Origin of the sequence: Enterococcus sp. 125944 (genome assembly GCF_051909435.1) — a bacterium.
Lineage (GTDB): Bacteria > Bacillota > Bacilli > Lactobacillales > Enterococcaceae > Enterococcus_D > Enterococcus_D gallinarum.
Map to the genome: position 1 here is coordinate 69,688 of NZ_JBQASY010000013.1, position 13,734 is coordinate 83,421.

The 13,734-nt window shown below is 41.5% G+C and carries 14 protein-coding genes; 10 read left to right on the forward strand and 4 right to left on the reverse strand.

Annotated elements, in window-relative coordinates; all coding sequences use genetic code 11:
* Nucleotides 1–59: 59 nt before the first annotated feature.
* Complete coding sequence (locus ACTFWY_RS11910) at nucleotides 60–1,427, reverse strand: MFS transporter (RefSeq protein WP_423121576.1); 1,368 nt, start codon at nucleotides 1,425–1,427, stop codon at nucleotides 60–62.
* Between the two features lie 260 nt (nucleotides 1,428–1,687).
* Here ACTFWY_RS11910 and ACTFWY_RS11915 point away from each other — a divergent pair, with 260 nt between their 5' ends.
* Nucleotides 1,688–2,161 carry a DUF2798 domain-containing protein gene (locus tag ACTFWY_RS11915; protein WP_103300712.1) on the forward strand — a complete coding sequence of 158 codons (474 nt, stop codon included), beginning with the start codon at nucleotides 1,688–1,690 and terminating at the stop codon, nucleotides 2,159–2,161.
* Nucleotides 2,162–2,381: 220 nt separating this feature from the next.
* Here the strand turns inward: ACTFWY_RS11915 and ACTFWY_RS11920 are convergent, their stop codons facing one another.
* Genes ACTFWY_RS11920 through ACTFWY_RS11930 form a run of 3 tightly spaced genes read right to left on the reverse strand, consistent with a single transcriptional unit; the run spans nucleotide 2,382 to nucleotide 3,446 of the window.
* Nucleotides 2,382–2,546, reverse strand: coding sequence for a hypothetical protein (locus ACTFWY_RS11920; protein WP_005473033.1), 165 nt, complete (start codon nucleotides 2,544–2,546; stop codon nucleotides 2,382–2,384).
* Nucleotides 2,543–3,133 carry a DUF1700 domain-containing protein gene (locus ACTFWY_RS11925; RefSeq protein ID WP_423121575.1) on the reverse strand — a complete coding sequence of 197 codons (591 nt, stop codon included), beginning with the start codon at nucleotides 3,131–3,133 and terminating at the stop codon, nucleotides 2,543–2,545. Before ACTFWY_RS11925 ends, ACTFWY_RS11920 begins: the two co-directional genes overlap by 4 nt.
* A 1-nt stretch (nucleotide 3,134) precedes the next feature.
* The gene (locus ACTFWY_RS11930) at nucleotides 3,135–3,446 is read right to left on the reverse strand and encodes a PadR family transcriptional regulator (RefSeq protein ID WP_176333088.1); all 312 of its coding nucleotides are present in this window, start codon (nucleotides 3,444–3,446) and stop codon (nucleotides 3,135–3,137) included.
* A 354-nt stretch (nucleotides 3,447–3,800) separates the two neighbouring features.
* On the opposite strand from ACTFWY_RS11930, the gene ACTFWY_RS11935 reads away from it, so the two are divergent.
* The 9 genes from ACTFWY_RS11935 (at nucleotide 3,801) to ACTFWY_RS11975 (ending at nucleotide 13,728) form a co-directional block, all read left to right on the forward strand.
* Nucleotides 3,801–4,400, forward strand: a complete 600-nt coding sequence (locus ACTFWY_RS11935; protein ID WP_003128997.1) for a TetR/AcrR family transcriptional regulator — start codon at nucleotides 3,801–3,803, stop codon at nucleotides 4,398–4,400.
* A gap of 199 nt (nucleotides 4,401–4,599) precedes the next feature.
* Nucleotides 4,600–6,621: a type I pullulanase gene (gene pulA, locus ACTFWY_RS11940; protein WP_423121574.1), complete on the forward strand. Its 2,022-nt coding sequence runs from the start codon at nucleotides 4,600–4,602 to the stop codon at nucleotides 6,619–6,621.
* A gap of 117 nt (nucleotides 6,622–6,738) precedes the next feature.
* A complete protein-coding gene (locus ACTFWY_RS11945; protein WP_423121573.1) occupies nucleotides 6,739–7,746 on the forward strand; it encodes a LacI family DNA-binding transcriptional regulator in 1,008 nt (335 codons plus the stop codon).
* Nucleotides 7,747–7,915: 169 nt separating this feature from the next.
* Nucleotides 7,916–8,203: a PTS Lactose/Cellobiose specific IIB subunit gene (locus ACTFWY_RS11950; RefSeq protein ID WP_016608966.1), complete on the forward strand. Its 288-nt coding sequence runs from the start codon at nucleotides 7,916–7,918 to the stop codon at nucleotides 8,201–8,203.
* A 31-nt stretch (nucleotides 8,204–8,234) separates the two neighbouring features.
* Nucleotides 8,235–9,653, forward strand: coding sequence for an L-fucose/L-arabinose isomerase family protein (locus ACTFWY_RS11955; RefSeq protein WP_169042711.1), 1,419 nt, complete (start codon nucleotides 8,235–8,237; stop codon nucleotides 9,651–9,653).
* Nucleotides 9,644–10,480, forward strand: a complete 837-nt coding sequence (locus tag ACTFWY_RS11960; RefSeq protein WP_439926929.1) for a transketolase — start codon at nucleotides 9,644–9,646, stop codon at nucleotides 10,478–10,480. Before ACTFWY_RS11955 ends, ACTFWY_RS11960 begins: the two co-directional genes overlap by 10 nt.
* Nucleotides 10,467–11,408, forward strand: coding sequence for a transketolase family protein (locus ACTFWY_RS11965; protein ID WP_060813719.1), 942 nt, complete (start codon nucleotides 10,467–10,469; stop codon nucleotides 11,406–11,408). Before ACTFWY_RS11960 ends, ACTFWY_RS11965 begins: the two co-directional genes overlap by 14 nt.
* Before the next feature lies 1 nt (nucleotide 11,409).
* On the forward strand, nucleotides 11,410–12,858 hold the full coding sequence (locus tag ACTFWY_RS11970; protein WP_423121571.1) for an FGGY-family carbohydrate kinase: 1,449 nt from the start codon (nucleotides 11,410–11,412) through the stop codon (nucleotides 12,856–12,858).
* 12 nt (nucleotides 12,859–12,870) lie between these two features.
* Nucleotides 12,871–13,728 (forward strand): alpha/beta hydrolase, encoded by an 858-nt coding sequence (locus ACTFWY_RS11975; RefSeq protein WP_423121570.1) that lies wholly within the window; start codon nucleotides 12,871–12,873, stop codon nucleotides 13,726–13,728.
* Nucleotides 13,729–13,734 lie beyond the last annotated feature (6 nt).

The window sequence follows — 13,734 nt, forward strand, 5'->3', positions numbered from 1 at the left end:
GGAAGCTATCATTCCATTCATGAGCCGTATTTTTTTGTTTTATTTTTCTTAAAGGGTTATTATGTTTGGCGTACACGTTCTTTATAAAAGTAGCGCAAAGTTAGAAATACGACTAGCAATACTAGCACCCATAGGAAGAATAAAGCGATTTGTGACCCTAAAATTGTTCCGGAAATATAATCGGGACTTACTTTTTGAGCAAGGTCGATCATTGTCGCAACTAAAGCTGTTGCGACAGCGCCAGAAAATTGTTGCAGTGTGTTGAAGACGGCATTTCCATCGGCGGCCAAATGTTGGTCAATTTTACTTAACCCCATAGTCATCATATTGCTATACGAACAACCGATTCCGATCATATAAAAGACATGGGCAGCAATAAACGCCCACAAAAACGTCAGGTGCAATAGCAAGGCCAACGCTAACCAGCCAAAAGTAATCAATACAAGACCAATCATAATCGGTTTTTTAGGTCCGATGCTATCCAACATACGGCCTGAAAGAGGAGCTAGAACAGCACCTACAATCGCACCAGGCAACATAACCAATCCAGCAGTGAATGCGTCCTGACCAAGGACTATTTGAACAAAGTTTGGCAAGACAAATGAGATTCCAAGTAAAAGAAACTGGCAGACAAGAAATCCGAATAAGAATAATCGGAAAGAACGATTTTTGAATACAGATAAGCGAATCAAAGGCTCAGATTGCAAGGAACGTTTATAGAAAAGAGCTGCACCTAAAATGCCAAGTGCTAATGGAAATATGCTCGTAAGAGAACCAATTTGGTTTAAGAAAAGCAAAAAGCCACTAAACATAAAAGTGATACCCAAAACACTCCACAAATCCAGACGACCAGTTTTTTCAATTGCAATTTTAGGTATTGAATAAAGACCTAAAACCAATGAGACCAATAAGACGGGTATTAAGAAGAGGAAAATGTAGTTCCAGTTCAAGAGAGAAGTCAATAAACCTCCGTAAGTAGGACCAATCGCCGGTGCAATTGAAGTAGTTAAATTTCCGATTCCAATCATAGTTCCTCTTTTTTCCAAAGGAGAGTACGTAAGGATGATATGAAACATCAACGGTAAAGCAATTCCTGTACTTGCCCCTTGAAGTAAACGGCCAAGTAATAGGATAGCAAAGGAAGGGGAGAGGAAATCAATCAGTAATCCTGCTAAAAACAACCCGTTGGCAGCCAAAAATAATGTTCGAATTTGAAATTGTTTCAACAGAAAAGTAGAAATTGGTACGATGATCGATATCACCAGCAAATAGATTGTTGTAACCCATTGCACATTTGAAGTAGAAAGATTGAATTGATTAATCAAAGTCGGAAATGTTACATTCATAGCTGTTTCGATCAATACCCCAGCAAATGACATAATACCGGTTGCTATAATAGCGCCTAACAATTTTATTTTTTTCTCCATATTATCACCTCTAAAAAAATTCATAAAAAAAGAGCCAGTTTCTAAATAAATAGAAACCGCCTCTCTCTCGACAAGCATTACTGCTTGTTATCTGTACGATTTAATCTAAAAGCTATTGTACTGACTTCTTTTTGAAGAGTCAATAGAAATGTTTGAAAAATAAAACTGAATTTTATTTGAAACTTTTCAAAAAAATCCTTACACCAAAATTTTTATTTTGTTAGAATAATCAAGTATGTAAAAAAGAAAGGAAGTTTTAAATGCCGATTAACAAAAAAGAAAGTTTGATCTATACGACATTTATGTGTTTTTTTATGGTGTACTTCATGAGTGTCTACAATTTAATGTATGAGGTGGGAATTACTGCAATAGCTTTTCAATTGGCTTGGAATGAACTGCCATTTGCTATATGTATTGCGTTTATTTTAGATTGGTTTATTGTCTCAGGTCCTGCGAAAGCATTTGCTTTCCGTTTTATTGAAAAAGATACCCCAGCTTGGAAAAAGATTGGTCTAATCTCATCAATGATGATTGCTGGCATGGTTTTCTTTATGTCACTTTTTGGTGCTGTAATGCATCCGAATGTAAATCAAGGACTATTAATGACATGGTTATCTAATATTGGTAAGAATGTAGTTGTTGCTTTACCGTTACAATTATTGATTGCCGGACCAATTGTACGACGATTATTTAGAAAATTATTTCCCATAGGTACGGTACAAGAAACTCAATAGAATTTATACAAAGGGCCACTTCTGAGGTTGAACTCAGAAGTGGCTTTTTATCTAAATATATTTGTTAAATAACAAACAAAAAACACCATAGGATGGTATGGCGTTTCTTGTTTACCCTATAAAATAGGATACAGGATGTACTTACATAATAGTATGCATAGGAAGAAAAGTATAGTTCAACAATTTCATTGCTCGGTGAAATCATTGCTTTGAACATATTTTAATCTGTAAAAAAATTGAAAAGTTGGTACCAAGGACGGTCAGATACGATGTATGCTTCAGGAGAAAAACCTGATGATGCATACCCTAAAAAACAAATGAATAGCCCTAGAAAAATGAATGCCCCGCCTATCATTAGTAGCAAACGTTTATTTATTTTGATCATCTTACCACCTGCTTTTGAAAGTTTTTGTATAACGCTTTAGGCAAATGAATAAACTGTTGCGTCCAACCTAAGATGGGTTTACTAAGCATATAAGTAAAGATCATACATACTAACCCTATTCCGAACATCGTGACGCCTAGACCTAGCTGGGTGATAGAAAAGTGAAGACCTTGAGATAGTAGTAAAGGGCTTAAAACAACACTTGCAATGCCGCCAATCAGTGAAGTTATGCCAATAACACTTGTACTGAATGGAAGGCACCAAATAACTATCAAACCACTAAGCATCAACAATAGAACGGTTAACAGTAAGCTTCCCCATAGAGGAAATCCTAGAAAAATTATCACTAATAAGAATGGATGAAAACGCCTAGGAACTTTTACGACAATTTCTTCGGCACCTAATGCACTTTGAGCAATACTTTGAGGAGTCCCTAATCTGGCTACAGCTTCAACTTCAGAGAGTCTCTCTTCCATCAAATCTTGGATCATTTCATCATAATAATCAATAAGATGATGAATCTCACTTGGTTTGGTCTTATAGGCTAATTCAGCTGCTAAACTTTTAATAAATGTTATGCGATCCATGTCAGTCGTCTCCTTTAATATAATGATGAATTTTTTCTAAATGAGGCCAATCAATAGTCAAAAATTCATGGATACTATTTTGACCATGAGCAGTGATTTGATAATATTTTCTCAGCCGGCCATTATGTTCTTTTGAATAAGTCGAAACTTTTTTATTTGCCTCTAAGCGTTTCAAGATAGGGTATAAAGTTGATTCAGAGATTGGCAATAGAGGAGAAATATTTTTAACGATTTCATATCCATAAGAGTCTCCTCTTTGTAAAAAAGCTAACACACAGAATTCGATAATCCCTTTTTTCAGTTGACTATCCAATGACTACACCACCTTATACATAATACTATATAAAACATAGTATAGTTTTGCAAGTCGATTTGTGGAAATCAGTCTCAAGACGTAGTAACTTCCAGGTTGTTCCTATTTTTTTTGCTTCCAGTCATTTTTCCTTACTTAAAATTCATCGTACGGTGAAAATATTGATTATTTTATATTAGATTCTTTTGGTAAAGTATTACTAATAAAAAGTTGTTAGGATTTTAGACAAACGTATAGTTGTTGTGTTAGGTAATTGCTGTTGGAAAAGTTGCTTGATAAAAAACACACGATACTCAGTCCAGCTACGAAAGAAGTTAGTAAGAGAGTGTGTGTTTATCAGGAAAGGAGTTAATAATGAGAAAACAAACAATCACAAAGAAATATTTAATCAATAGGTTACGCAGTCATTTAGAAGAATATTTGTATACTCCCATCACTGTTAGAAAAATTGCGAAATATGCAAAGATTTCTACACAACCGATCTATTTGCAATTTTCGAATATGCAAAATTATAAACAGGCAATGATTGATGATGTTTTGGCAGAGATTCACGAGCTTTCTTTGAAAAAGGAGATAGAGGATGATCCATTGTATACGTTTTGGCTTAACTATTATTTGTTTGCCAGCCAAAATAGGAACTTATTTTTTGCGTTATTTTTGAATGATATAGGGTGTGGTTCCTATTTAAGAGATCAATCATTGTCATTGTTTATAGAGACAATGGCTGAATCCGAAGTATATCAAAAAGCAAATTGCGAAGACATTGAAAAATTGCATAATGAAAGTTTGATTTTCTTTTCTGGTCTCGTTCTTACTTATGTACGGGGAGAGAATATGCAAGCAATAGAAGAATTTTTACAAGATATTAAAGACTATTTTTATCGTACACTGATTGATCCTATGTATATTTATCGAGAAATATTACCACAATCAGTCATCGAAGCTGGTTTTTAAAATAACGATAAACTGTTTTTTGATTTTTTTCATTACTTGATAGGCTTCTTGCTTTATAAAAATTCTTGGCTCATTCATTTTCTTGTAAACGAATAGTATGGGTTTATTGTTGGCAATTTTCAAGAAATATGAGAAGGTAGAATTAGCAAAAAGTAAGGTGTTTTATGACTAAAAAGAAACAAGTGATGGAGGAATCTTGATGGGTCAAACAGATAATTATTCAGATAAAAAAGCTCAAATCGATCAGCGAATCTGTTTTTTGGAAGAGCATACTTACCAAGGAAACGACCTTGGCGTAACCTTTCAAGAGCATGCGATAACCTTTAAATGCTGGACACCAGAGGCTGATGCAGTTTCAGTCATTATTTATCAAAGCGGAGAGGTTAAAGACAAGGATCGTGTGATGACAGTTCCAATGAAGCAAGAAAATAATTGTTGGAAGGTCACAGTTACGGATGAAGTCAAAGAAATGTTCTATACGTTTGAAATCCAGCGAGGACAAGAGAAGGTTGAAGTGGTTGATCTTTATGCGAAAGCTGTCGGTCTCAATGGGGATCGTGGGGCTATCGTTGATTTAAAAGAAACGGATCCTGAGGGATGGTCGCAGACAGAATGTGTTGGCCAAGATACGATTACAGACGCTTACATTTGGGAATTACATGTGGAAGATTTCAGTAGTTCTAAAACTAGCGGCATCTCAGAAAAAAATCGTGGAAAATATCTAGCGTTTACTGAAAAGAATACGCATCTTGAAGGAGATGAAAGGCAGCCAACAGGGCTCGCCTATTTGAAAGAACAGGGGATTAACTATGTTCATCTGTTGCCAATCTTTGATTTTGATAATGACGAGCTGTCTACAGCCTACAACTGGGGATATGATCCTAAGAATTATAACGTTCCAGAAGGAAAGTATTCTTCAGACCCGAAGGATCCCAAAGCCCGCATTCGGGAATGCAAACAAATGATTCAGTCTCTCCATGAGGAATCTATTGGTGTAGTAATGGATGTCGTTTTTAATCACACTGCAGTCACAGAATCTTCTTGGTTTAATAAGACTGTGCCAAACTATTACTACCGTCAGGATGAAGAAGGAAATTTCGCTGATGGCTCTGCCTGTGGCAATGAAATTGCCTCAGAACGTAAAATGATGCGCAAGTTTATTATTGATTCAATCCTTTATTGGGCTAAGGAGTACAAAATTGATGGATTTCGTTTTGATTTGATGGGACTGATCGATGTGGAGACGATGAATCAACTGCGTGCAAGCCTGGATTCGGAAGGTTTCTCTCATGTTATTCTATACGGAGAACCATGGGATGCCGGCAGCAATCGTATCATCCAGCCAAACATCCCAGCGAATAAAAGTAATGTCTGGGCACTGTCAGAAGGCGTTGCGGTTTTTAGCAATGATTTAAGAGACAGTATCAAAGGTGATGTCTTTGAAGAAACAGACGGAGCGTTTATTCAAGGAATGAATGGTCAACCGCAAGTCAAGCAAACCTTTTATGCGGCAAATTTGGCAACGGCGATTCAAGGAAATACGAAAGTTGCTGGACAAGAAGGCGCCGAGCGCTGGGCAAAATCTCCCCGCCAAGTGATCGCCTATGCTTCAGTCCATGATAATTTGACCTTATGGGACAAACTGGTGGCAACCATGCAGGCTTCAGCGAAGGAAAGAAATTATGATTTTGATCCTGAGCTTTTAGCCCGCAACAAACTAGCAGCAGCCATTTTGTTTACTAGCCAAGGAGCAGTATTGACCCAAGCAGGCGAAGAGTTTGGCCGTACCAAACAAGGAGACGAAAATTCTTTCCGTTCACCGATAGAAATTAATCAGCTAGACTGGAAACGCGCACAAACTTTTAATGAGTTGCGGTCATTTTATCAAGGTATGTGGCAGATCCGTAAATTCTATCCTCCATTAAGAGATGCCACTATTCGGACAGCTGAAAGCATGGTCTTTTATGAGACAAAGGATGAAAATCGCTTGGCGTATCAAGTACCCAATCGTGACAAACAGCATCCATGGCGTTCCTTGTTCGTTTTACTCAACAGCACGGAAGAAAGCTGGTCTTTTGACTTACCGACGACAACAGAAAATGCCACATGGCACCTCGTTGCTGACCCCAAAGGAGCTGGGATCGCTTCTCGCGGCGTAGCAGCGCCAAGGATAACCATCGACCCATTGTCCTTCTGCATTTTGGCGGAACAAAGTAACTAATCAAAGTAGAAGCTAAAACAAACTAAAAATTTTAGTTTGTTTTAGCTTTTTTGGTAGTAAAAAAACAATTCTTTTGCTATACTTTTAACAGAATGAGAAGCAGAAAGCGGTGAGCAAATGAAAGTTGTGATCTCTGATATTGCCCGAAAAGCTGGCGTTTCCAGCGGAACAGTCTCTAATGCGATCAACAATCGGAAGGGGATCAGTGAACAAAAACGGCAAGCGATCTTGAAGATCGCTCGTGAGATGGGGTATTTTGATCAGCGAGAAATTAAAAAAACGGAAAGTCAAAAAATCAAATTTGTCATAATGAACAAACAAGGAAATGTCGTAGGGGATACGCCTTTCTTTTCTGAATTGATCCGAGGAATCGAAATGGAGTGCAGTACGTTAGGCTATGAACTGGTCATTTCCCATATCACACTGGCACCAGAAGAAGACCCGATTGAAAAGATCCGTCCAGAATTAGCAGATGGTTTGCTATTGTTAGGAACGGAATTGGAAAAACAAGATTTAGCAGTCTTCCGTCATTTGGAAGTACCCTTAGTGATTTTAGATACGATTTTTAATTCGCAGGACTTTGATTTTGTCGCCATCAATAATCGTGACAGCGCCTATGAGATCGTTGAAAAGATGATCGAAAAAGGCCACCGAGACATCGGTATCATCAATTCAACCTTTCAAATCAACAACTTCCGTGAACGCAAGCAAGGGTTTATTCAAGCGATCCAAGAGCATGATCTGATCCATTATGAAGAGACGGAAGCCTTAGTAGAACCCACCTTGGAAGGCTCCTATCAAGACATGAAGGTCTATTTGGAATCCTTGCGTGCCGATCAGCGACCGTTACCAAGCGCCTTTTTTGCGGTCAATGACAATATCGCCATCGGTGCCATGAAAGCCATTCGCGAAGTGTTTCCCGATCATCCGATGACCATTGTTGGGTTCGATGATATTCCTTTGGCGGAATTTTGCAACCCACCGCTGACCACCGTCAAAGTAGATAAAGTGTACCTTGGTCGCCAAGCCGTGCGACGCTTGATCGAGAAAATCACGAGTGAAGATGAAAACCATCTGAAAATGCTGGTCGCCACGACGATCGTCGAACGCGAAAGCATCAATTAAGAAGAAAAATAATATGAAAAATAAGAAAAAGGACAAAACGTTTAGCAAGCGTTTTGTCCTTTTTTAGTTATTTAACAAAAATATTTATCTAAAACTATTGCAAAATATTTAGCTTGTGCTATATTTAAGGTGTAAAAAGTAAGGGATTACATTTTGAGGAAGTGAATAGATGACACAGATCGGTCTCTTTTGTGCAACTGGGCTCTCCAGCGCACTGCTCGTCAAAGCGCTCAAAGAACAACTAGCGGATGATCAGCATTACCAAGTCAATTCCGCGCCTTTTTCAGAAATATTTATGGTGGGGAATGACTATGATTTTTTGATTTTAGCTCCTCAAACCCGCTTCAATCAAGCGAAAGTCGCCGCAGCCTTTCCTGATAAAAAAATCGTTTTACTGACGGATGAGGAATTTCTGAGCAAAAATGTTGCACGAATCGTCGAAGAAATAAAAATTTAGCTAAATATACTAAAACGCAAAGGGTGGTTTTATGGATAAAGTAACCATCGGGTTCGCCCCGACTAGAAGAAATTTGTTTAGTGCAGCAGCAGCCATTGAGTACGCCAATCTGACACGACAAAAAATGGACGAACTCGCTATTGATTATGTAGATATTTTAGATATCAACGAAGACGGCTTGCTATACGATGATGAAGGGGTTGAAAAAATCGCCGAAAAATTCAAAGCAGCAAAAATCGACGGTCTTTTTCTAGCCAATGAAAACTTTGGTACGGAATACGCCTGTGCTCGTTTAGCCAAAAAACTAGATGTTCCCGTCTTATTATGGGGACCCAAAGATGAGACGCCAGCCGCCGACGGTTCACGTTTGCGGGATACGCAATGCGGTCTTTTCGCTATCGGGAAAGTCTTACGCCGTTTCAAGGTACCTTTCACCTATGTCAAAAATTCTGATATTGATTCACCGGAATTTGCCCGCGGATTGCAAGACTTTATCAAAGTCTGCAATGTCGTCAAGACCTTCAAACAAACACGAATCTTGCAAGTTGGCCCACGCCCTTTTGATTTTTGGACTGTGATCTGCAACGAAGGCGAACTATTGGAGCGTTTCAATATCTCGCTATCACCAGTACCGATCCAAGAAGTGGTGCAAGAAATCAAGAAAGTCAAAGAACAGCAGCCAGATAAATTGCAAGCAGTCATTGATTATTTCGAAACCAATACGGAAGTACAAATTTCGGCGAAAGATTTGGAGATGGTGGCAGCCCTTAAAGTGGCCTTGCAAAACTTATGTGAAAGCTACGGCTGCAATGCAGGGGTCATCCAGTGTTGGACAGCCTTACAAGACGAAATCGGTATTTTACCGTATGCCTCCCTGTCGCTTTTACAAGAAGAAGGTCTGCCTTTTGTCTGTGAGACGGATGTTCATGGGGCAATCTCGGAACTGTTGGTCGAAGCCGCTTCGTTAGGGGAACACCGTGCGATCTTTGCGGATGTCAACTGCCGCCATCCAGAAAACGAGAATGGCGAATTGCTGCAGCACTTAGGGGTTTTTGCTTATTCCACCGCAGAGACCAAACCGATCTTGCCGCAACGGCATTTTGTTTTTGACTATCCAGGATCAGTCGCTTTTCGGGCAATCAAAGACGAGTATACGCTGTGTCGCTTTGATGGGGACAATGGCGAGTATTCGCTGCTGATGGGAACCGGTAAAGGCATCGATGGGCCGTACAATCAAGGGACCTATCTCTATCTGGAATTTGCGAATTTGAATCGCTTGGAATTCAAACTCGTTGAAGGACCTTATATTCATCATGTTGCAGCGGTCAGAAAAAATGTGGTGCCTATCTTGTACGAAGCGTGCAAATACATCGGCGTACAGCCAGATTTTTATGATCCAATCGAAGAAGACGTCAAAGCATACTTGAGAGGGGATCAATCATGGAAATAAACGAGCTGGAAATGAAGGCTTTAACGATTCGAAAATCCGTGTTAGAGCTGATCTATCAGGCAAAAACGGGTCATACTGGTTCGGATCTTTCTTGTACCGATATTTTAGTGGCCCTGTATTATCAGATAATGAATGTAGATGCGAAAGATCCTCAAAAGCATGATCGTGACCAGTATATCCAAAGTAAAGGACATGCTGCAGAAGTACTATGGGCCGTTTTAGCGGTCAAAGGCTTTTTGCCGAAAGAAGAATTAGCTACCTTTTCGCAATTTGGTTCACGATTGATCGGTCATCCAAACAATAAAGTAGCTGGTGTTGAGATGAATACTGGTTCGCTAGGTCACGGTTTACCCGTCGCAGTAGGGATCGCCTTGGCTGGCAAACTGGATCATCGCACGTATCAAACTTATACGTTGTTGGGAGATGGCGAATTAGCAGAAGGCTCGGTATGGGAAGGAGCCATGGCGGCTGCCAACTACCAGCTAGATAATTTGACCGCCATCATTGATCGCAACGGCTTGCAGATCACTGGAGCCTCGGAAGATGTGATGGCAGTGGAGCCGCTAGATGAAAAATGGCGTGCCTTTGGTTGGGATGTGCATATCGTTGATGGCAATGACATGGCTGCCTTGGTGGCTGCATTAGAAAAACCGCATCAGCCCAATCAACCAAAGCTGATCATTGCTAAAACCATCAAAGGCAAAGGCTATTCCGCAGCCGAAAATCAAGCGCAATGGCATCATAAAGTGCCAACGGCAGAAGAGCTTGCACAAGCCATTGCCGAACTTGATCAGCAAATGGAGGTTTTGACTCATGGGAAAAAATAATATTGCCAATCGCCAAGCGATGTGCGACGTATTGATCGAAGAAGGAAAAAAGAATCCTGCTATCACGGTGTTGACCAGTGATTCTCGTGGTTCCGCTTCGTTAGCACCTTTTGCCAAGGAATTACCGACACAATTGGTGGAAGTAGGGATCGCAGAGCAAAACATCGTCAGTATTGCGGCCGGCTTAGCCCATATGGGCAAACGCCCCTTCGTTGCATCCCCGGCTTGTTTTCTCAGCATGCGCAGTATCGAACAGATCAAAGTCGATGTCGCGTATTCGAATAAAAATGTCAAACTCGTAGGCATCAGCGGCGGTGTCAGTTATGGGGCATTAGGCATGAGTCATCATTCCTTGCAAGACATCGCAGTGGCACGAGCGATCCCTAATTTGCAAGTGCTGTTGCCAGCAGATCGCTTTGAAACGATCCAAATGTTTAAAGCCTTAGCGGCATCAAATGAACCAGCCTATATCCGTCTCGGTCGCAATCCTGTTGAAGATTGTTATGATTCTGCAGATTATTCTTTTGAGATCGGCAAAGCGATTGAACTGAGAAGCGGCCAAGATGTCGCATTGATCGCTACCGGCGAAACCGTGCGCCAAGCGTTGGATGCTGCTGAGCTGCTGGAAAAACAAGGCATTACTGCCACCGTCTTAAACGTCCATTCCTTGAAACCGTTTGATGCCGAAGCGGTCAAACGAGTGGCGAAAGAGACGGGCACCGTGATCACTGTGGAAGAACATAGCCTATACAACGGCTTAGGAGCTGCCGTGGCGGAAACACTGGCAGAAGAAACGAGCATTCGACAAAAAATCATTGCTTTTCCGGATGAAGCCTTGATTACTGGTTCTTCGTCAGAACTGTTTGCCCATTATGGATTAGATGGTGCCTCCATAGCGAAAACAGCGGTTGCGTTTCTAGGAGCTTAAGATGGACAAGACCTATCAGCTTGTTTTAGATCAGAGTACATCCGGTACCAAGCTCTTACTGTTTCAAGAAGGGAAAATCGTGCAGCGTTACGATAAAAAACATCGCCAAATTTATCCAAAAGTCGGGTGGGTCGAACATGATCCCCTCGAGATTTGGCAAAATGTCCAAGAATTGCTGGCACAAGTGTTTCAAGAACAAGCGATCACTGCAGATCAAATCGTTTCCTTGTCATTGACCAATCAGCGGGAAACGATCGTTGCTTGGGATCGATTGACCGGCAATCCCCTGTACAATGCGATCGTGTGGCAATGCAACCGCAGCGCCGCGATTTGTGAAGAATTGACGGCACAGGGCTGGGAAAAGACGATCAATCAAAAGACCGGTTTGCGCTTAGACCCGTATTTTTCCGGCACCAAAGTTAAATGGCTGGCCCAAGAATTATCGGCCATCAAGGAAAAGTCGGGGACTGGCGAATTGGCGATCGGTACGATGGACAGTTGGCTGTTGTGGAATTTAACGCAAGGGACAGTATTTGCGACAGAAGCCAGCAACGCTTGCCGAACATTGTTTTACAATATTGAAGAGGGCCGTTGGGATGCAGAACTCGTCAAACTTTTTGGCATCCATTTAGCAGACTTGCCAGTGATCAAACCTGCTGATACGGTTTTCGGTAGCTATCACGGAATCCCTATCAAAGGGATCTTAGCGGATTCACAAGCGGCATTATTCGGGGAAGGTTGTCAAAGCCTTGGGGATGTAAAAATCACGATGGGTACCGGTTGTTCGATCATGATGCAAGTGCAGCAGGAGCAGACGTTGCGGGATCGCCGCATTTTGACGACGGTCGGCTGGCAAACTAGCCAAGAAACAGCATTTGCGCTAGAAGGCATCATCCGTTCCTGTGGTGACGCCATCAACTGGTTCAGTGAGCAAGTGGCTCCGCTGCCAGATGTAGCTGAGATCTGTCGAGAAGTGCTGACCAATGACAGTCAAGAAGACATCTATTTTATCCCAGCATTGCAAGGAATGGGCGCCCCTTTTTGGGATAATACGATGACCGCTAGCTTTGTCGGCATGAAACGTACGACGACGACTCATGAGCTATTGAAAGCCGTTTTAGAAAGCATCATTTTTCAAATCAAAGCAGTGATCGATGTGATGGAAGAAGTCGCTGAACGACTGATCAATCAGGTTATGATCGATGGCGGTGTTTCGAAAAACCGCGCCTTGATGAGCTTATTGGCGACTTTGATCAATAAACCCGTCATCGTCAGCGAAGTCGAAGAATTTTCAGCCATCGGCACAATGCGTGTTGCCAATCCAACTATGAATGAACCAGCTATTCAGCAAACCACGATCGTTCCGCAAGCCGAACAGGCCGTGATCCGTTTGAAATATGAAAAATGGAAACGGTTCATTGAGAAGTCAGTTGCTTTTATAGAAGGATAAAGGAGGAGCTATATGGAAACCCAACGAATCCAATTGAATCAAACGGCTTACGTGGATACCTATTTATTGCACCAATCCAAAGAGTACAATGTCGGCAAGAAACGACCGCTAGTGATCGTCTGTCCAGGCGGCGGCTACGCATTTACCAGTGATCGAGAGGCGGAAGTCATTGCCTTGAAATTCAATAGTATCGGGCTAAATAGCGTTGTTTTATGGTACACCACCGGTGACCAAGTGAAAAACGTTCCCCACAATGCCTTGATGGAAGCCGCCCAAACCGTCAAGATCATTCGTGAGCATGCTCAAGAATGGTTGGTGGATGAGGAGCAAATCATCGTTTGCGGTTTTTCAGCAGGCGGACATCTAGCGTTGCAGTTAGCGACGCGCTGGCACGATGCTGAGCTGGCAGAAGCGTTGGGCGTTAGCAGTGACTTACTGAAAGTGAATTTGGCGATCGCCGGCTACCCATTGGTTTATCAAGAGCATGCCTTCCCAATCGATGAGCTAGGCTTTGCCGCTAGTCTGATCGAAGCACCTTTAACTGCCAACGAACGCTTTTTTGGGAGTAAACAACCCACGGAAGAAGCCATTCAATCCATGAACATTTTGCATCATGTCGATCAGTGGACACCTCCGATGTTTCTCTGGCATACGACGGAAGACGTCTTAGTCGATGTGGCGCACTCGTTGAAGTTGGCGGTCAAATTAAGAGAAGCAGAAATTCCATTTGAACTGCATATTTTTGAAAAAGGCGAACACGGAATGGCATTAGCGGATCGAACAACGGCACGCAAGCCAAGTCACCTCAATGCCCATGTCGCCAAATGGTTTGAGCTGTGCGAAGGCTGGCTCAGCAGTTATATTGATTAATAACCG